Origin of the sequence: Paraburkholderia sp. A3BS-1L, from assembly GCF_051125215.1 — a bacterium.
GTDB lineage: Bacteria > Pseudomonadota > Gammaproteobacteria > Burkholderiales > Burkholderiaceae > Paraburkholderia.
Window position 1 is genome coordinate 116,372 of record NZ_CP120444.1, and the last position, 17,650, is coordinate 134,021.

Consider the following 17,650-nt stretch of genomic DNA (forward strand, 5'->3'; position numbering starts at 1 on the left):
ATCGTCGCGCAGCGCTCTCGCTAACTTAGCCCGAGCGTCAGTCCTTTGATCTCCACCTGAAAGCCGTCTGGCCATTCCGGTGCGGGCGAGCGCAGCGTGAGCGTCGCGCCTGCGGCTTTCACAATGGCATCGACGATCGCCAGCCCTAGCCCGCTGCCTTTCGCCACCGCTGCGCCACGCTCGAAGGGCGTAGTCAAACGTTCCAGCGTGTCGCCTTGTATTACAGGTCCACGATTCGCCACGCTGAACGTGCCATCGGACGACAGCGACACCCGTATGGATTCTTCCTGCGCGCCGTACTTCAGCGCGTTCTCGATCAGATTGCGCGCGACGATCGCGAACGCGTCCGGATCGATTCGTGAGCGCAGCGGATGCACCGGCAGGTCGAGCACGATTGCGTTCGCCCGCACGCCGCGTCGAAAGTCGTCGACGACGAGTGAGACGATGGGCCGCAAGTCCTGCGGCGTGTCCGCGAGCACGCGCCCGTCCTCGGCTCTTGCAAGCTGCATCAGCTTCTCGCTGATTCGCGACAAGGCGTGCAACGCGCTTTCCACATTGAGGGCGCGCTCACGCAGCGCTGCCGACGGTGCTTCGGCGATCAAACGTTGAGTCTGCGCGAGGGCGGCAGCAATCGGCGTACGAAGCTCATGCGCGCTGTTCGCAGTGATGCTGCGTTCGGCGGCCAGTGCGCGCTCGAGGCGTGCCATCAGATCGTTGACAGCGCTTGCAACCGGGACGATCTCGGTGGGCAGCGCACGCCTGTCGAGCGGTGACAAGTCGTTCTGGCCGCGTGCCGCGATGCTGCGGCAGAACCGGCGTATCGGTGTGAGCCCCGTGCGCACGATCAGCCAGATGCCAATGAGGCCGAGCGGCAGGAATACCGCAACGGCTCTGCCGACCGCCAGCGCGGCCTTGATTTGAGCGTGACGTCGCGCCGTGAGCGGTTCGGCCACCAGCAGCGACATCGTGCCCTGCAGCCCGGTTTCCGCGTAGACGCGATGCGTTGCGGTCGAGACGAACCCGGCCTTCAGGTTCGGAGGGAAAACCGTTTCGTCTGCGTCGTGCGAGCGCAGCAGTGTCTTGCCCGTTCCGTCGCGCACGACGTAAGTGAGCAGTTCGACGTGCGGGCGCACCGCAGCGGTGCGGTGGTTCTCGTCGCCATCGGAGTCGCGCCCGAGAATATCCACGACCGCGAGCGGCAGCAGACGTTGTGCGGTTTCCTGCAGCGCGCTGTCCGACATGCGGTCGATTTCCTTGCTCAGCACGTGAAACGCAGCGCCCGCAGCGGCAAGCGACAACCCGACGAGCCCCGTCACGAGCGCGCAGGCGAGGCGGCCCTGAAGGCTTTTCAGCATCGCTATTCCTGCTTGAGGCGGTAACCGAGGCCGCGCACGGTCTCGATCAATTCGGCGCCGAGCTTCTTGCGCAAGCGGCTCATATGTACCTCGATCGTGTTGCTTCCGATTTCGTCGTTGAATGAATACAGACTTCCTTCGAGCTGCGATTTCGACACGATCACGCCACGACGCTGGATCAGTGCTTCCAGTATTGCCCATTCGCTCGCGGTCAGGTCGATGCGCACGCCTTCACGCATCACGTTGCGTGTAGCCGTATCGATGCGCAGGTCGCCGAGTTTCACCAGCGGATTCGGATTGCCCGCGTATCGGCGCGCGACCGCATTCACCCGAGCCGACAGCTCGGCAAGATCGAAGGGCTTCACGAGATAGTCGTCCGCGCCGGCGTTAAGCCCGGCGATCCGATTCGCCACCTGGTCGAGCGCAGTGAGGATGATGACCGACACCGTTGAGCCCGCCGCCCGCAGCTCGCGCAGAAAATCAAGCCCACGGCCGTCCGGAAGCAGTAAATCGAGCAGGACCAGGTCGTAGTTCGCGGCCACCAGATGGCGGCGTGCGTCGGCCAGCGTGCCGACGAAATCGGTCGGGTGACCATCCTTTTCGATCTGGTCGCGTACAGCTTCTCCGAGCCACCGGTCATCCTCGACAAGCAGAACTCTCATGGAATAGCCCTGGTAAACGTCCTCGACGATTTTGCCACGTCAACCTGAAGCGAACATGACGGAAATTCTGCATGTCTGCAAGCTTCACTTCAGGTTCAGCAGGCATCGTAGAGCGCAACTACCCGAACGAGAGAGGTCATGCAATGAATCGTTCCCGATTTGCGAAACGCTGCGCCCTGGCATTTTTCGTACTTGGCAGCGCGGCCGGCATTGGCGCTGCTTCGGCAGGCGAAAGTTGCAGCAAGCTGCTTGCCGACTGGAAGCCGGTCGATGCCGTCTACGCAATGGCAGGGCAAAAACGCTGGCACATCGACAAGCTGAAGGTCGACGACGGCTGCTACCAGATCAAAGGCTCCGACGCCGACGGTCGACGATTCAAGGCGAAGCTCGACCCCGTCACGCTTGACGTGGTTCGCATCAAGCGCGAAGGCGATCACGACGACGAGGGCAAAGGGCATGACGACGACAAACATCGTCAGCGCCGCGAGACACCCGACAGTGCAGCCAGTGCCGTTGCAGCGCCGCCGTCGGCTGGTGCGCCAAGCGGCGGATTATTGACGCCCGGATCGAAGCCCGACGTGCAAATTCGTTAAGCCAGGACAGGCTGCGGAAAGACGTTTACTCATGTCAACCGCCGCCATAACCAGGAGGTCACCAATGAAACAGACATTGCCGATTGCTGCGCTCGCAGGCGCGCTGGCCGCACCGTTGCCGGCGTTCGCCCGCCAGGTCACGTTCGAAACCCAACTCACCAACTACGGCGGCGACGGTGCGTATGTCGTGATGTACGTCACCGACCAGGCGGGCCGCTATCAGGGAACGCTCTGGATGGCGGGCCGCGAAGCCAAATACTACAGGCATCTCGGCGATTGGCATCGCGCCACGGGAGGAACAGCGCGCCTGGACGGGATCACGGGCGCCAGCGTCGGCTCAGGCAAGACGCTGCGCGCGACACTCGACCTGTCCGACGCACTGCTCGATGCCGGCTATCAGATTCGCATTGACACGGCGGTCGAGGATATGAATGCCAACCCGTCCGAAGTCATCGTGCCGCTGACCAGATCGGGGGCGGGCACGGCAACGAAAGGGCGTGGCTACGTGAAGACGTTCCGCTATTCGCTCTGATGGAGAGAGAAGGTGCTGCGCAAACTTCATTCGATTCCCGGTCTGATCGCGGCGCTGCTGTTCACGGTGATCACGTTGACGGGCGCGGCACTGTCGGTGATTCCCGCGCTCGAGCGTGCCAACGTCGCCGGCACGGCACATGCGCCAATGGATGTGGCGACACTCGCCGAGCGCACAAGCTCGCACGTGAAGGGGCTCACCAGGCTCGTGCGGCGGCCGTCGGGAGAATTCGTCGCCTATCACGAACTCGACGGCGAGCCGCAAGCGTCGGTCATCGACCCGTCGACGGGCCGCGCCATCGGCCCCTACCAGCCGTCGCCCGCAGTCCGCTGGCTCACGAACCTGCATCGCAAGCTATTGCTCGGTGACGCCGGCCGGATTGCCACGGGCGTAGCATCCGCCGCGATGCTGTTCGTCGGGTTGTCTGGCCTCGCCCTGCTGGCGCGCCGAATGGGCGGATGGAAACATCTGGGTGGACGGATTCGAGGCGATGCTTTGCAGCGCCTGCACAACGAAACGGCGCGAGTCGCCCTTGCGGGATTGACGCTTTCGTCCCTGACCGGGCTCGTGCTGTCGTTGACTACGTTTGGTGTGATCCCCGAGGGGGGCTCGACGAGTCCCGGGCTCGTCGCGCCGGCGCGTATCGTAGGCACGCAGCCGCCGTCACTCGGGCGGCTCGCAGCGCTCAAGGCCATCGACGTGTCCACGCTGCGCGAACTGACGCTTGCTGCGCCAGCCGAACCGGATGACGCCATCGCAGTCGCGACGACGCGAGGGGCGGGCCAGGTCGATCGATTCTCGGGTAAATGGCTCGTCTGGCACGCTGCGGATGGGTGGCAACGCCTGCACGGGCTGGTGCGGATGCTGCATACGGGGCAGGGATTGTGGTGGCTCGGACTCATTCTCGGCGCGTCGTCGCTGTCTGTACCCCTGCTTGCGGTGACAGGCGTCATGCTCTGGGCGCGCCGGCGGCGTGCGATGCCCCGGTTTGCCGGAGCCGTGTCGGCTCGGGAGGCGGACACCGTGCTGCTGGTCGGTAGCGAAGGCAACAGCACATGGCGCTTTGCGCTGGCTTTGCATCGAGCATTGACACAAGCAGGATTGCGCGTGCACGTTTCGGCGATGAACGACGTGTCGAATACTTATCGCGCTGCAAAGCGCCTTCTCGTGCTCACGGCCACCTACGGCGATGGCGGTGCGCCAGCGAGTGCCGCGCAGTTTCTGTCAAAATTTTCGCAGTTCTACGGAACGCACGATATTTCGTTTGCAGTGCTTGGATTTGGCGATCGACAGTTTCCCCAATTCTGCGGATATGCGCGGACGGTTCAGGACGCATTCGCTGCGAAGGGCCTCGATGAACTGCTCGAGATGGGCATGGTGGACCGGCAATCCGAGTCCGAGTTTCGCTCGTGGTGTGCGCGTCTCGGTGACGCGCTCGCTGTCGACCTCGATATCCACTACACGCCTTCGCTGCCGCGCACGATACTGCTCGAACTGATTGCTCGCGAGGATTACGGCATGGACCCGCAAACGGCGACATCGGTGCTGCGCTTTGTGCGCCCGGCATGCACCTCGATGCCGCGGGCGATGCTCGGGAGGCCCAGGCTACCGACATTCGAAACGGGCGATCTTCTTGGCATCGTGCCGCCGGGCGAAGCGGCGCCGCGCTACTACTCGCTTGCGAGCGCATCGTCGGACGCCGTCGTTGAGATCTGCGTGCGACGCCATCCCCACGGCGTGTGCTCGAACTATCTGACCGGTCTGAGCCCGGGGCAGACGATCGAAGCATTTTTCCGCCCGCACCCGCAGTTTCGGCCAGGCGAGGGCAGCACGCCCGTGATCCTGATCGGCGCCGGTACCGGCATTGGCCCCCTGATCGGCTTTGCGCGCCACAACGCCCGTTGCCGTCCGATGTACCTGTACTTCGGCGCACGCGACGAGGACGACGGCTTCCTCTATCGTGACGAATTCCCCGGTCTCATTCGCGACCGGCGGCTGTACGCGTTGAAGACAGCCTTCTCGCGCGCGGAACGGCGGGCATACGTGCAGGACCGCCTCATCGACGACGCGCAGCATCTCCTTGATCTCATCGCCCAGGGCGCGCAGATCGTGGTGTGCGGCGGGCGCGCGATGGCCCAGGGCGTCGCACACGCGTGGGAACGAATTCTGGACGGTTCCGATTTGTCCGTTTCACAACTGAGAGAGCAGGGACGCTATGTCGAAGATGTCTATTGAATGGTCGCCGGGCTCGCTGCTGAACCGATGCCGCGTCAGCGGAGCGACGATGGGGACTCGCTATGATGTGCAGTTCTACGCGCCCTTGCACACGGACCTGAAAACGCTCGCGGCAGAACTCGATGCGGCAGTCAGCGCAGTGGACGAGCAGATGTCGAACTGGAAGACGGACTCGAATCTGTCGCGGCTGAATCGGGCAGAGCCGGGCTGTTGGGTGCCCGTTTCGGCCAATCTCGCCGCAGTGCTGGTTCGTGCGCTGGAAATCGGTCGTGAAACGGATAACGCATTCAACATCGGCATAGGCGAACTGGTCCAGGCATGGGGCTTTGGTCCGGCGTCGCCGCTTCACGCCGACCATGGAGATGCCCGTGGCGCAGCGCCACTGCTTCCCGTCGGCGATCTGCTCGAGGTCGATGTGCAGCACGGCCATGCCCGAAAGCGTGCGAGCGTCGCGTTCGATCTGTGTGGCATCGCTAAGGGATTCGGCGTGGACGAGCTCGCACGCGTGCTCGATCGGCATCGTATCGGCGCCTGGCTCGTCGGTATAGATGGCGAGATGCGCTCCCGCGGCCGGAAGGCCGACGGGTCTGCGTGGGCAATCGCCGTGGAGGCGCCCGATGACGAGCGGCGCGATATATTCAGCGTGATCGAGCTGGGCGATGCGGCCGTGGCGACGTCAGGCGACTATCGGCATTGGAGAAACGTCGGTGGCACGCGTGTCTCGCATACGATGGACCCGCGCGCCGGCTTGCCGCTGTGCGGCGAGATCGCGTCGGTCACCGTCATCGCGCCTACTTGCATGGATGCGGACGCTTATGCGACGGCGTTGATGGTCCTGGGCATAGAGGCTGGAAGCGATTTTGCCCGGCGGCACAACCTCGACGCGTTCTTCATCGTGCGCGACGGCGACGCGTTTCGCGGAATCGGCACCGGCTGCTTTCTGGAAATGCAGCCAGCCGCCTGATTGACGGCGCGGATGTCATGCCGGCGTCGAAAGTTTCAGGCGCGCGTCCGGTCCTGATTGCGTACGACGTGCCGTTAGCGGACGGGGGCGATGTTCCACTTGCAACGCCGAAGTCCGGATTTTTATCGCCCCGCCATCGCATACCACATCGCGCCATCGTCGCGCAGCTCTCTCGTCACCTCCCCGCGGTGCATCAAGTAGTTCAGGCAAGCAAAACTCTCACCCGTTGCCAGGCCCATCTCGCCGATCTGCGCTTCGCCAATCGGCCGCGCGAACAGCGTCGGGAAGACATCCACCGCGCGCCTGGGCTCCGTCAGGCTGCGCCGCAACCGTTCGAGACTGCGTTGCTGCCCACGCTCCAGCCGATCGAGCCGCGCATGCAAGCCGCGAAAACAGTCGTTATGCGCCGGCAGCACCAGCACATCGTCAGGCACGTGCGCCTTGAACTTTTCGATCGACGCAAACCAGTCGGCCATCGGGTCGGCGTCCGGCTCGATGGGATATACCGAAACGTTCGATGAAATGCGAGGCAACACCTGGTCGCCCGAAATCACGAGATTGAGTTCGGGGCAGTAAAAACACGCATGTTCGGGCGAGTGCCCTGAGCCCGTGATCACGCGCCAGACATGCGCGCCGATTCTGATTTCCTCACCGTCGCGAAGGCGCCGGAAGCTCGCCGGCAGCGCGTGAACATGCTGGCCGAAGCGGCCAAAGCGCGCCCGATAGAGATCGATCGCGCGATTGCTCCATCCCGCTTGCCGATAAAAGCGGATCGCGTCGTCGGGCGCTTCGAGGCCTGTGTCGGCCATCGTCACTCTGCAGTTGTAGTACTCGCCGCGCGTCATCCAGAGGCGGCAGTCGTTCGTGCGCGTGAGCCACCCGGCCATGCCCACGTGGTCAGGATGCATGTGCGTGACGAACACACGCGTCACACGGCGTCGCTCGCCGCTGCGCTGGAGCCACTCGTTCCAGATGGCAGCGGCGGGGTCGGTGCGCAAGCCGGTGTCGACCACGGCCCACCCGCCATCCTCCGCGATCGCCCAGACATTGATGTGATCGAGCTCGTAAGGCATCGGCATGCGGATCCAGTGCACGCCGGGCGCGACTTCGAGCGTGCCGCCCGGCGCGGGCGGAGCGTCGAACGGATAGACGAGGGCGCCGGGCGCCGTGGGCGAAGCGGTATCGTCGTTCATCGCATGGTCATGATGGTTGTACGCGCATCGATCTGGAGCGTCCCGCAACAAGCCGGCAGACATCACGAGAACGGCCCGTGCAAGAACGCGGGAACATCCTTGCACGGGCCGGTTCACCGCCACGGGTCGCGAACCGCGTCGCGCCAGAAGGCGTGGAAGCGCGCCGAAACTTTACTGCACGTTGCCGGCCACGGCAATCGTCTGTGCGTGGAGGGCGTTCGACTCGGTCGTGCCTCCGCGGCAGGGCCACGCCATCGTGAGCATGCCGTGCGCAATCATGCCGGGCATGTTGAGCGCCGCATAGGCCAGCGGCTGCTGCGCCCATCGCGTCGCTGGTTTCGCTGGCGCCCGGCTTCCTGAACGGAATCATCCCGCCGGCAACGAAAACATTCCGGCCCATGCGCTGCCTACTTGATCAGTTATGCAGACATTTTGAATCAGAGCTTGCGTGAGATGAGGTCGCGCATCACTTCGCTCGTGCCGCCATAGATGCGGGTGACACGGGCGTCGGCGAACGCGCGGGCCACGTGATATTCGAGCATGTAGCCGTAGCCGCCGTGCAACTGCACCATCTCGTCGAGCGCCTTGCCGAGCGTTTCCGTGGCAAAGAGCTTGGCCACGGCTGCTTCTTCGAGGGTGAGGCGGCGGCTCATATGCTCGGCCAGATAGTGATCGACCATGAGGCGCACGGCGATGGCCTGGGCCTTGATGTCGGCCAGCTTGAATTTGGTGTTCTGGAAGTCCCACACGGTCTGGTTGAACGCGCGACGGTCCTTCACGTAGTGGATCGTGTGCTCGAGGCTCGCTTCGAGGCGCGCGGCCGCGCCGATCGCAATCGACAGACGCTCCTGCGGCAGCTCGCCCATCAGATAGGCGAAGCCCATGCCTTCTTCGCCGAGACGGTTCGAGACCGGCACGCGCACGTCATCGAAGAAGAGCTCGGCCGTGTCCTGCGCATGCTGGCCTACCTTTTCGAGCTTGCGTCCACGGCGGAAGCCCGCGCGGTTCCCTTCCACCACGATCAGGCTCACACCTTTCGCGCCGGCGTTGGGATCGGTCTTGCAAACGACGATGATCAGGTCGGCGTTCAGGCCGTTGCTGATGAAGGTCTTGCTGCCATTGATGACGTATTCGTCGCCATCGCGGATCGCGGTCGTGCGGACCGCTTTCAGGTCACTGCCAGTGCCGGGCTCGGTCATGGCGATCGCGAGAATGGTTTCGCCGCTGCAACAGCCGGGAAGCCACTTCTGCTTCTGCTCCTCGTTGCCGATGCGCGCGATGTACGGGGCGATGATGTCCGAGTGCACGCCAAAGCCGAGCCCGGAGAGGTTGAGCCGGTTGACTTCCTCGTTCATGACTGCGGCATGGCCGTAGTCGCCGCCGCCACCGCCGTACTCGGTGGGCAGCGTCAGGCACAGCAGGCCCTCGCGGCCGGCCTTCAGCCACGTTTCGCGGTCGACCTTGCCGGCCTTGTCCCATTCAGCCTGTTTCGGCAGGCATTCCTTTTCCAGAAAGCGGCGCGCAGTGGTGCGCAGCATTTCATGATCGTCACGAAAAACGGTACGGGTAATGTGCATTGCGGATGTCCTGAAGATTGGGCCAGCGTTCGTTCGCGCGGGGGCGCAGCCGCCTGCCTGCCCGGCTCGAACCCCATGAGCCAAGAATAGAGACTCTCAATCGGCCCAGGCACCACCCGCGCAAGGGGGGGAGTGCGCGCCCGAGAAGGGTGCGGGGTCCTTCATATCAAGCACGCACGCCGTTTCGCACGCGTTTATCGGGGTATTCCCGTCCCACTCCGGGTGGGGAGGTGTATCGCTGCCCGTCACCGGCACCATGAGGAAACCGACCAATTCATTCGGACAGGCCGACGAGCCGTGGGAGGGGGCTGCACTGGCCAGGTTTGACATTCCGCGTCCACTGGATGCGGCAAACATAATGAGGAGACGTGCATGCGGTTTGTAACCAGGAGCATTTACGGCGCTGCGCTGATACTGGCGGCGGGCAGCGCATCGGCACAGTCGAGCGTGACGCTGTACGGCGTCGTCGATGCGTTCGTGCAGTACTCGATGAACGGCTCCGGCACCAAAGGCGGCCCCGGCACGGCCTATGTGCCGGGCAGTCATACATACTCGGAGCGAAGCGGCGGCCAGAACCTGTCGATGTTCGGGCTCAAAGGCACCGAAGATCTCGGCGGCGGCCTGAAAGCCATCTTCGATGTGGAAAATGGCTTCAACGTCAACAACGGGACGTTCTTTGCCGACTCGACAGCGCTGTTCTATCGTCAGTCGTGGATCGGGCTCAAGGACGACGCCTGGGGGCAGCTTACGTTCGGCCGGCAATATCAGCCGAGCTTCATCGCGATCTATCCGTCTGATCCGTTCCGCGCCAACGAGCTCATTTCGCCGATCTCGGCCGTCGTCCTCGCTGGCGCGCGCGACCGGGCGACGCTCGCCACGCAATACGTGACGGGCCGCACCAGCAATTCGATCGTCTATCAGTCGCCGGATTGGCGCGGGTTGCGCTTCTACGGCATGTACGGGCTCGCCACCACGGTGACGCAGCCGATTGTGATGCGAACCGGCAACATGCTCGACCTCGCGGCCACGTATTCCGGATACGGGCTCTTCGTCGGCCTTGGCTACCAGTTCCAGCACGGCGGCCAGGAAACCGCTTCGCTTGGGACGTTCCCGGCCGGCACGCCGCTGGCCGGCCAGCCGCTGCCCGCGAGCACCTTCGATCTCGTCTCGACCGCGCACTATTCCGCAGCCATCGCGTATCGCATCGGCATCGTGAACCTGCAGTTCAACTACAGCTACAACAGCCCGAGCGATCCGCCGGCCGGCTCCCGCGTCACCGCGCCAGGCGTGGGCACGATCGCGCCGCTTGCCGCGCTGGTCCATCCGTACAGCATCATGGAGGCGGGCGCGACCATTCAGGCCACGCCGGTCGACGTGATCGAGATCGCCGGAATTTACCGCAACGTGCGAGGCGTGGACGACAACACGCCCGGCTTCGAGATCGGCGCGGAACACTTCTTGTCCAAGCGCACGAGCGTGTACATGCGCGCCGGATACATAAAGAACAACGGCATCGCGAATGTGAGCTGGCCCACGATCGCGGCCGCGAGCGGCTCGAAGCAGGTGCTCGCCTTGATGGGCATGACACACCGGTTCTGATACGGCGGCTGACGCGCGCGGCATGCTTCACGCGATGCCGCGCGCCACCTGCCGAGATGCGCGTTGCCGGACCCAACGACAATGGAGGACAACAATGAAGACAAATCATATGAAATATCTGGTTGCGGGATTTTTAATCGCGCTGACGTCGATTGGCGCCAATGCGCAAGACGGCGACACCGCGTCCCCGGCGACGGGGCCCGCTTCGGGAGCAGGGGCCGTCAGCGATGCCAAGGCCGCAAAGGCTGCCGACCGCGCGTTGCAGAAGGCCGTGATGCGCGCGCTGAGCAAGACCAAAGGCCTGCGTGTATCCACGATTTCGGTGCGCGCGCGCAACGGCATCGTGACGCTCGAAGGCCAGGTGCCCGAGCAATCGCAGGCCGAGCTGGCGACCAAGGTGGCCGAAGGCGTGCAGGGCGTCAAGCAGGTGAAGAATGCGCTTACGCTCTCGTCGATATAAGGGCGTTTCAGCGGTGGTGAGGTGAACTGAATGGAGGGATGAACGGGAACGTTCATCCCTCCATTTCTATGGGGCGATGAGTTGATGCGTGGCGCTCGGGTTGTGGCTCAAGCCGTAACAGCCGCCGCGGCGTCCTTCAATGCGTGTTGCGCACGCGCCGGGTGTAGCCACCTGAGCGCGCAGAGCGAAACCCCGATCATCAAGGCCGCGCCTACGACGAAACCGATCTCATAGGCGTGACTGGTCCCGCTGCCATACGCCTGCACGATGCGTCCCATGACACCGGGGCTGATGGCTGCACCAAGGCTCGCAACGGCGGTGTTGATGGCCACCATCGAAGCCCGTTGAGCCGTGGGCACCATTTCCGCGAGTAGAGCCGGCGTAACCGAGAGGCAGACGGCGGGCAGCGCGCCGGCCACGGCATACAGCACCACCTTCGCCGCAGCGGAAAGATCGACGAGCATGAGAGCGATCAGGAGCAGTGCGGCGACAATCATCGCTACGCAGATCAGTTGCACGCGCGCCTGACGCGAGGTCGCGCCGCCATTGAGCATCCGTTGCGAAAGCCAGCTCAAGCCGATATTGCCCATGGCAATGGCGAGGATCACCAGCGCGAAGCAGCGGCCAGCCGTAACGCCACTGAAGCCGAGCCCTTTTTCGAACCACGTGGGAAGCCACGTGATGGTCTGGCCCAGCAGCCAGTAGGCCGCAAAGCAGAGCAGAAAGACGCACAGCACGGAACGATCGGTGAGCATCCTGAGATAGGGCTGCCGTTGCGCGTCAGGCACGCCGGCCGCTTCGGCTTCGGCTTTGGTTTTGACTTTTGTGGCGGCTGCGGCGCCTGGCGCGCGCGGCGCGTCGTCGAGCGTGCCTTCGCGCCCGAAGCAGAGCCATAGCACACTCCACATCACGCCGATGGCGGTAAGCAGGAAGAAGTTCATGCGCCAGCCCCAGTGTTTCGTGATGAGCGGAATGGCCAGGCCCGCGAGGATCATGCCCATGGCCGCGCCCTGGTTGATGATCGCCACGGGCAGGTTGCGGTGCCGGTCCGGGAACCACTTGAAGATCGCATGCACCGAGGTCGGAAACGACGGCCCCTCGGCAGCGCCCAGCACCACACGGCAGACAAGCAACGCCACGGCGCTGCTTGCGAATGCCTGGGGCAATTGCAGCACGGCCCAGCTAACGCCCATGGCAAGCAGAATCCAGCGCGTGGGAAAACGGTTGGCGAGAAAGCCGACCAGGATAGCCGATACGGAGAACAACCAGAAGAAGCTGCCGGCCACTAAACCGAATTCCGCCGGAGACAAATGCAATTCGGCGATCAATGGCACGGCGACCATGCCAATCACGATCTTGTCGAGGAAGTTGATCATGGCGAGGGCGGTCAGCAGCGCGGTCATGATCCATGCGGACTTCGGGTTGTAGCGAGTGTGAATGGTCATCGAGAGCCTCGGTGGCATCGGATGTTATAGCGCGGAAAACGCCGGGATTGCCGCTCGAACGGCCGGATGCGATCACGGTACGGTGGCGGGAAACGGCGGGTACCACCCACACGGGGTGGGCAGGGAAATCCTGAGTCAGAGAGGGTTTCCGTGAGCTGCGCGCGTGCTGCGCGTAACGGATGGTGCGGGCCCGCCGCATCGCGCACACCAGTGTTTGCTCATGCGCCCTGCGATGCGGTAGGGCGCAGGTTTGTCTTCGCGAAAACGGTTGTCCATGAACACGACCGGATCGCGCAAGCTCTCAGACGGACTGAAGCAACGGCACGTAGTCACGCTCTCGATTGGCGGAAGCATTGGCGCGGGCCTGTTCGTTGGCTCGGGCCATGCCATCGCGGAAGCCGGGCCTGCCGCGGTGCTTGCGTATATCTTCGCGAGCCTGCTCGTCGTCACGGTCATGCGCATGCTTGGGGAGATGGCCTGCGCAATGCCCGATTCAGGCTCGTTTTCAACCTACGCGGACAAGGCCATTGGCCCTTGGGCCGGCTTTACGATCGGCTGGATGTACTGGTGGTTCTGGGTCCTCGTCGTCCCGCTCGAAGCGACTGCCGCCGCCAATATCCTGAACGGATGGCTCCCCCAGATCCCCATTTGGGAGCTTTCATTGTTCGTGACCGCTGTGCTCACGGTTGCGAATCTCGCTAGCGTGAAAAACTACGGCGAGCTGGAATTCTGGTTTGCCATTATCAAGGTGACGGGCATTCTGATGTTCATTGGATGCGGGGTCGCGGCGATGTCTGGGTGGATTCCGTCCGTGCACCTTACGCCCTGGCGCACGCTTACCGAACACGGAGGATTCGCCCCGCGTGGTATGGCACCGATCGCTGGCGCGCTGCTCACCACGATGTTTACCTTCCTGGGCACGGAAGTGGTGACGATCGCGGCAGCAGAGTCGGAAAACCCCGCAAGGGAGATCGGACGCGCGATCCCCTCCGTCGTCTGGCGTATTTCGCTTTTCTACATTGGTTCCATCGTGGTTATCATTTGCGTGATTCCGTGGAACGATCCTGATCTCACGCGTCTCGGCGCTTATCAAGCTGTACTTCGGGTATTTCATGTTCCCTATGCGCGCGTTATCACTGACGGCCTCATTCTTGTCGCAGTCGGAAGCTACCTGAATTCCGCGCTTTATACGGCATCGAGAATGATGTACTCGCTTGGCACAAGAGTTCAGGCTCCGGCTTTGGTGACGCGGACCACTTCGAGCGGTGTGCCGGCCAATGCGGTGATTGTGTCGAGTTGCGTCGCTTTTCTTGCCTGCGCTTCAAATTACCTTGCGCCAAAGTATGTTTTCGACGCCTTGCTGGCTACCACCGGCGCAATGGCGTTGCTCGTCTATCTTGTCATTACCGTGAGTCAACTGCGGCTACACAAGATGCTCGCCGCCAAGGGCCGCCTGAAGGTGAAAATGTGGCTGCATCCGGTCCTTGGAATCGTTGTGGTGGCGCTGATTGCGGGTGCGTTTGCCGTCATGATGTGTAGCCAGGATCATCGTCGCGAAGTTGTTGCCACGCTGGGCTCCGGAGCTGCACTCGCTGCTTTGGGCTATGTTCGTCAGCAGCGGTGTCGCGTGAAGTAGCACGTGGCGGGAGCGGGCGTTCGTGGCAGGACTTGACGTTGACGTCTACTCAGCCGACTGCGACGGCGAGCGGGGCGCCGCAATCATCGCCGCGAGTCGCCGGCCTATTGGGCTTCTCTGGAACAACGCATACGAGACAGCCACGCCGAGCACGGTTTTGTCGCGATAAGGCGAGCTGTTATGCTGGCAGCGTAAAGGCAAACGCTTTGATCGATGAAACGGAACCTGAATCCGGCCGTTGCAAAAGTGCTCAAGCGCTTGCACTACCCGCTCGACGTCATCTTGCTCTGCGTGCGGTGGTATGTGGCGTATCCGCTGAGCCTGCGCCATCTTGAACAAATGATGGCGGGCTGCAAAGCAACTCGTAGCGGCCGTCACCGGAGCCGCAGTGTATCGTGTCCCAGGGCGGCGTCAGGGTGCCACATTGTTCGCAACGCTCGTGTGCCATGTCGTGTTTGCTGTATCGGTGCTTCCTGCGATCGCGGGGGAGATGATGCCATCAGGTTGCCGGGAGCTGGTCATCGCACGCTGACGGCTATGAATTCATGTTGCCGTGGGTGAAAGCCGGGAGACCTGCCGCCATTGTGACACCCACTAGCCGGGTTGCAATCCAGCGATACGTGCGTGACACGGGGCTCCTGGACGTGCCGGTAGCGACTCGCTCGCCGATGAACATGGCGGCGAGGTTGTCGCCGGGCGCGGCGGAGAGTCGGACAGCCCCCCGCGCCGGCGCAATCTGCACACGTACTGGGGAGGTCAAAGCGCAGCGCAGAGGCCGCGCTTGCCCCGTCCCGGTGCTTCGGGCGGAGGTCCACCGCAGGGGAGCGTGGCGGGGCGCGAGACCCTGGAGCACGGCAGGTTCGCCCGTGCCGCCTGAGACGCTCATCTGCGCCTCGATGCGACGGGACCGTGGCAGGTTAATGGGACCACATATTGCCCTGGAGGACTCTCCATTGTTTCGCGGCTGGCCGAGCCCACAAATTGCGATTTTGCCGATATTGTCTATAATGTTGGCAGATTCGCAAGCTGCAGGAGGAGGTCATGATTCAGGTTCATGGTGACGCAAACACAGATGTCGTGTTGAATTTGCCGCTCCCGCGGGGAACCGATCCGGCCGTCGCTTCCACCCTTAAAAAGGGCATGCAGGAGTTGCTGACCGTTCTTCTGGCCACGCCCCAGTGGGAGACACAGGTGTTCCTGCGCGCGGATGATCTTGCGCGTGCGATCACTGGCCTGGCAGCGCCGACGCCCGCGTTGATCGAGGAGCGCATCCGGCGCCAGAAGACCATGCGCGACGTTTTTGCGCGAGGCGACTGGCTGACGGCGGAGGAAATCAACCGGCTCCAGGTAACGCCGCCCACCAACAAGGCTCAGCCTGCGAGCGACTGGAAGCGCCGGGGGCGGATCTTCAGCGTGGCATTCAACGGCAAGGAATACTACGCAGGCTACCAGTTCGACGCGATGTTCCAGCCGCTGCCCGTTATCAAGGACATCCTCGAGGCGCTGGGCCCGGTCGCAGACAGCTGGAAGATTGCGGCCTGGTTTCATTTTCCGAACGGATGGATCGCAGGCACTGGCGACCAGGAGGCTGAACCTGTGGCTCCACGGGATGCCCTTGACCGGCACGACGAGGTGGTCGACGCGGCGGCGCGCCACGCCAGTCACGGGTACGTCGCCTGATGGCCGGTCCGCACTTGCCTGGCGGCGCGGAAGCCTTCACCGTCGTGTCCGTCACGTGGGAAGACGTGCCGGTCTGGTATCACGCGTACTGCACGCACCCCCATGCAACGACCGCGACGACCTTCGCGCAAGGCTGGGGCAATACCCGCTTTGCGCCGATTTCCTGTCCGGATGGCTCGCCGGTCCATACGTACTATGCGGCGAGCTCATTCGCCAGCGCTGTCATGGAGTCGCTGTTCCATGACTTGCCGTTGCGTCCGCCGGGCGTCTTTGACCTCGACCGGCTGAAGCACTTCCGGCTCGCGAGGCTCACCATTCCGGATCCGATCCAGTGCGTCAGTTTTCACACGCCACACCTTCCGGCCCTGGACCTCACACGGGCGGACCTGATAGACAGCCTGCCGGCCGTCTACGACTCGACACGGAAATGGTCTCAGGCGGCATACGACCAGTGCCCGGGCGCGCAGGCCATTGCCTACGGCTCGCGCAGGGATGATTCGGGCCGTTGCGTGATGCTGTTCGGCCAGCGGCTCCCATCCTCACGCCTCACTGTCGTCAGCGACGAGTCGATGGCTGTCGATCCGTTACGGACGAAGGTGCTGCAACTTGCAGATAGCCTGAGGCTTAACGTCATCTGATCTGACGACGCGTCCGGCGCTGGGCGGATATGCTCGTCGTACGACCAAATCGACGTTAGGATACATTTCATAAACTTCGATAATTATGCGGGGTTCTGTCAAATGATCCTCGGGGCGTGGTCAGCCGTCAGAAAGCAACTAACGGTCTAAAGTGCTCAGCACACCCAAGATGTCTTCAGGCGACGCAAGGGCTGTTGCCCATGCGAATGAAGGCGATGACCTCGGCTTGGCGCCTTTCAAGTTGACGTTACGTGCTGCGACTGCATCATCGCGGCCGTGCTTGTATGGTTGCGTGATACGTAGCGTGGCACAACGCGAAGGCCATGCCGGCGCACGTTCAGACTTCTCGCCCGCGAAGTAGCCAGACGGCCAGCTCCCGAAGCTGATGGGTCGTGAGGCGTTCGCGCAGCATAAACGTTCGCAGATAGACGGCACCAATGAGGCAGTGGAGCATCGGCATGGGATCCGCGCTCGGCGGCCATTCACCTCGTTGCGTGGCGCGTTCGAAAACGGGCTGGACCGACGAGAAACGGTCCGTCCACAACTTGCGCAATTCATCCGTCACGCCCGGGTCGCCATACGTGGCTAGCACGAACTGAATGGCGGCCCTGCCCACGCCCGTGCGCAAGTAGCGCGCAGTCGCTGACATGAGTGCGACGAGATCTGACTGTAGCGAGCCTCGATTGGGAATCGCGATGTTCTCGGCGAAGAGCTCGAAGACGGCCTCCATCATCAGCCCTTCCTTGCTCTTCCAGCGGCGGTAGATCGAAGTCTCGTTCACACCGGCGAGTTCGGCGACTGCCGCAATGGTGAGCCCCTCGAAACCCACCTCCTGCAACTGGGTAATCGTGGCCGATACCACCGCATCACGGACGCGGGCACTGCGGCCGCCCAGGCGGCGGCGCGGCGGCGGCGATTCTTGTTCGACTGACTTTGGCATAGGCCGATTTTACACGCGGAACCGGCGCCGGCCGGCCTGATCATCGGGGCCGATCTCGAATCAGGGGCTGCCCCGGCGACGAGTTCCGGGCAGGTACGTGGTAAACGCTAATGCAAGTATACTTGCGTTAACGAGATGGAT

The 17,650-nt window shown here is 63.1% G+C and carries 15 protein-coding genes and 2 pseudogenes; 10 read left to right on the forward strand and 7 right to left on the reverse strand.

Features of this window, described 5'->3' with window-relative positions; translation table 11 throughout:
• Positions 1–20: 20 nt before the first annotated feature.
• Together P5W99_RS25645 and P5W99_RS25650 are read right to left on the reverse strand one after the other, a co-directional pair.
• Positions 21–1,355 (reverse strand): sensor histidine kinase, encoded by a 1,335-nt coding sequence (locus P5W99_RS25645; RefSeq protein WP_421027692.1) that lies wholly within the window; start codon positions 1,353–1,355, stop codon positions 21–23.
• Positions 1,356–1,357: 2 nt separating this feature from the next.
• On the reverse strand, positions 1,358–2,017 hold the full coding sequence (locus P5W99_RS25650) for a response regulator (protein WP_421027693.1): 660 nt from the start codon (positions 2,015–2,017) through the stop codon (positions 1,358–1,360).
• Between the two features lie 143 nt (positions 2,018–2,160).
• Between P5W99_RS25650 and P5W99_RS25655 the strand changes: the two genes are divergently transcribed.
• The 4 genes from P5W99_RS25655 to P5W99_RS25670 all read left to right on the forward strand — a co-directional run bounded on the left by P5W99_RS25655 (position 2,161) and on the right by P5W99_RS25670 (position 6,341).
• Positions 2,161–2,610, forward strand: a complete 450-nt coding sequence (locus P5W99_RS25655) for a PepSY domain-containing protein (RefSeq protein ID WP_421028035.1) — start codon at positions 2,161–2,163, stop codon at positions 2,608–2,610.
• A gap of 64 nt (positions 2,611–2,674) precedes the next feature.
• Entirely contained in the window at positions 2,675–3,142 is a 468-nt protein-coding gene (locus P5W99_RS25660; RefSeq protein ID WP_421027694.1) for a DUF2271 domain-containing protein, read from the forward strand.
• 12 nt (positions 3,143–3,154) lie between these two features.
• The gene (locus P5W99_RS25665) at positions 3,155–5,377 is read left to right on the forward strand and encodes a PepSY domain-containing protein (protein WP_434664920.1); all 2,223 of its coding nucleotides are present in this window, start codon (positions 3,155–3,157) and stop codon (positions 5,375–5,377) included.
• Complete coding sequence (locus tag P5W99_RS25670; protein WP_421027696.1) at positions 5,358–6,341, forward strand: FAD:protein FMN transferase; 984 nt, start codon at positions 5,358–5,360, stop codon at positions 6,339–6,341. The genes P5W99_RS25665 and P5W99_RS25670 overlap by 20 nt, the downstream gene beginning before the upstream one ends.
• 122 nt (positions 6,342–6,463) lie before the next feature.
• Here P5W99_RS25670 and P5W99_RS25675 read toward each other — a convergent pair whose 3' ends face one another.
• Positions 6,464–7,534, reverse strand: a complete 1,071-nt coding sequence (locus P5W99_RS25675) for an MBL fold metallo-hydrolase (protein ID WP_421027697.1) — start codon at positions 7,532–7,534, stop codon at positions 6,464–6,466.
• A gap of 437 nt (positions 7,535–7,971) precedes the next feature.
• The gene (locus tag P5W99_RS25680; protein ID WP_421027698.1) at positions 7,972–9,111 is read right to left on the reverse strand and encodes an acyl-CoA dehydrogenase family protein; all 1,140 of its coding nucleotides are present in this window, start codon (positions 9,109–9,111) and stop codon (positions 7,972–7,974) included.
• 372 nt (positions 9,112–9,483) lie between these two features.
• Between P5W99_RS25680 and P5W99_RS25685 the strand changes: the two genes are divergently transcribed.
• Positions 9,484–10,710, forward strand: coding sequence for a porin (locus tag P5W99_RS25685; RefSeq protein WP_421027699.1), 1,227 nt, complete (start codon positions 9,484–9,486; stop codon positions 10,708–10,710).
• A gap of 94 nt (positions 10,711–10,804) precedes the next feature.
• Positions 10,805–11,170: a BON domain-containing protein gene (locus P5W99_RS25690; RefSeq protein ID WP_421027700.1), complete on the forward strand. Its 366-nt coding sequence runs from the start codon at positions 10,805–10,807 to the stop codon at positions 11,168–11,170.
• Between the two features lie 107 nt (positions 11,171–11,277).
• Here P5W99_RS25690 and P5W99_RS25695 read toward each other — a convergent pair whose 3' ends face one another.
• Positions 11,278–12,615, reverse strand: coding sequence for an MFS transporter (locus tag P5W99_RS25695; RefSeq protein WP_421027701.1), 1,338 nt, complete (start codon positions 12,613–12,615; stop codon positions 11,278–11,280).
• 274 nt (positions 12,616–12,889) lie between these two features.
• On the opposite strand from P5W99_RS25695, the gene P5W99_RS25700 reads away from it, so the two are divergent.
• Together P5W99_RS25700 and P5W99_RS25705 are read left to right on the forward strand one after the other, a co-directional pair.
• A complete protein-coding gene (locus P5W99_RS25700) occupies positions 12,890–14,251 on the forward strand; it encodes an amino acid permease (RefSeq protein ID WP_434664924.1) in 1,362 nt (453 codons plus the stop codon).
• A gap of 213 nt (positions 14,252–14,464) precedes the next feature.
• Positions 14,465–14,632, forward strand: a pseudogene (locus P5W99_RS25705) (IS6 family transposase); the annotation flags it as partial.
• Between the two features lie 7 nt (positions 14,633–14,639).
• Here P5W99_RS25705 and P5W99_RS25710 read toward each other — a convergent pair.
• Positions 14,640–14,699, reverse strand: a pseudogene (locus P5W99_RS25710) (hypothetical protein); the annotation flags it as partial.
• Between the two features lie 593 nt (positions 14,700–15,292).
• On the opposite strand from P5W99_RS25710, the gene P5W99_RS25715 reads away from it, so the two are divergent.
• Entirely contained in the window at positions 15,293–15,931 is a 639-nt protein-coding gene (locus tag P5W99_RS25715) for a hypothetical protein (RefSeq protein ID WP_421027703.1), read from the forward strand.
• A complete protein-coding gene (locus P5W99_RS25720; RefSeq protein ID WP_421027704.1) occupies positions 15,931–16,569 on the forward strand; it encodes an RES family NAD+ phosphorylase in 639 nt (212 codons plus the stop codon). Before P5W99_RS25715 ends, P5W99_RS25720 begins: the two co-directional genes overlap by 1 nt.
• A 337-nt stretch (positions 16,570–16,906) precedes the next feature.
• On the opposite strand, the gene P5W99_RS25725 is transcribed toward P5W99_RS25720, so the two are convergent.
• Positions 16,907–17,509 (reverse strand): TetR/AcrR family transcriptional regulator, encoded by a 603-nt coding sequence (locus P5W99_RS25725; protein WP_434664926.1) that lies wholly within the window; start codon positions 17,507–17,509, stop codon positions 16,907–16,909.
• Positions 17,510–17,650 lie beyond the last annotated feature (141 nt).

Excerpts from the sequence above, each read along its gene's own strand:
- P5W99_RS25645 (WP_421027692.1), bottom strand. The coding sequence starts at position 1,355 with ATGCTGAAAAGCCTTCAGGGCCGCCTCGCCTGCGCGCTCGTGACGGGG.
- P5W99_RS25650 (WP_421027693.1), bottom strand. The coding sequence starts at position 2,017 with ATGAGAGTTCTGCTTGTCGAGGATGACCGGTGGCTCGGAGAAGCTGTA.
- P5W99_RS25655 (WP_421028035.1), top strand. The coding sequence starts at position 2,161 with ATGAATCGTTCCCGATTTGCGAAACGCTGCGCCCTGGCATTTTTCGTA.
- P5W99_RS25660 (WP_421027694.1), top strand. The coding sequence starts at position 2,675 with ATGAAACAGACATTGCCGATTGCTGCGCTCGCAGGCGCGCTGGCCGCA.
- P5W99_RS25670 (WP_421027696.1), top strand. The coding sequence starts at position 5,358 with ATGTCGAAGATGTCTATTGAATGGTCGCCGGGCTCGCTGCTGAACCGA.
- P5W99_RS25675 (WP_421027697.1), bottom strand. The coding sequence starts at position 7,534 with ATGAACGACGATACCGCTTCGCCCACGGCGCCCGGCGCCCTCGTCTAT.
- P5W99_RS25680 (WP_421027698.1), bottom strand. The coding sequence starts at position 9,111 with ATGCACATTACCCGTACCGTTTTTCGTGACGATCATGAAATGCTGCGC.
- P5W99_RS25685 (WP_421027699.1), top strand. The coding sequence starts at position 9,484 with ATGCGGTTTGTAACCAGGAGCATTTACGGCGCTGCGCTGATACTGGCG.
- P5W99_RS25690 (WP_421027700.1), top strand. The coding sequence starts at position 10,805 with ATGAAGACAAATCATATGAAATATCTGGTTGCGGGATTTTTAATCGCG.
- P5W99_RS25695 (WP_421027701.1), bottom strand. The coding sequence starts at position 12,615 with ATGACCATTCACACTCGCTACAACCCGAAGTCCGCATGGATCATGACC.
- P5W99_RS25700 (WP_434664924.1), top strand. The coding sequence starts at position 12,890 with ATGAACACGACCGGATCGCGCAAGCTCTCAGACGGACTGAAGCAACGG.
- P5W99_RS25715 (WP_421027703.1), top strand. The coding sequence starts at position 15,293 with ATGATTCAGGTTCATGGTGACGCAAACACAGATGTCGTGTTGAATTTG.
- P5W99_RS25720 (WP_421027704.1), top strand. The coding sequence starts at position 15,931 with ATGGCCGGTCCGCACTTGCCTGGCGGCGCGGAAGCCTTCACCGTCGTG.
- P5W99_RS25725 (WP_434664926.1), bottom strand. The coding sequence starts at position 17,509 with ATGCCAAAGTCAGTCGAACAAGAATCGCCGCCGCCGCGCCGCCGCCTG.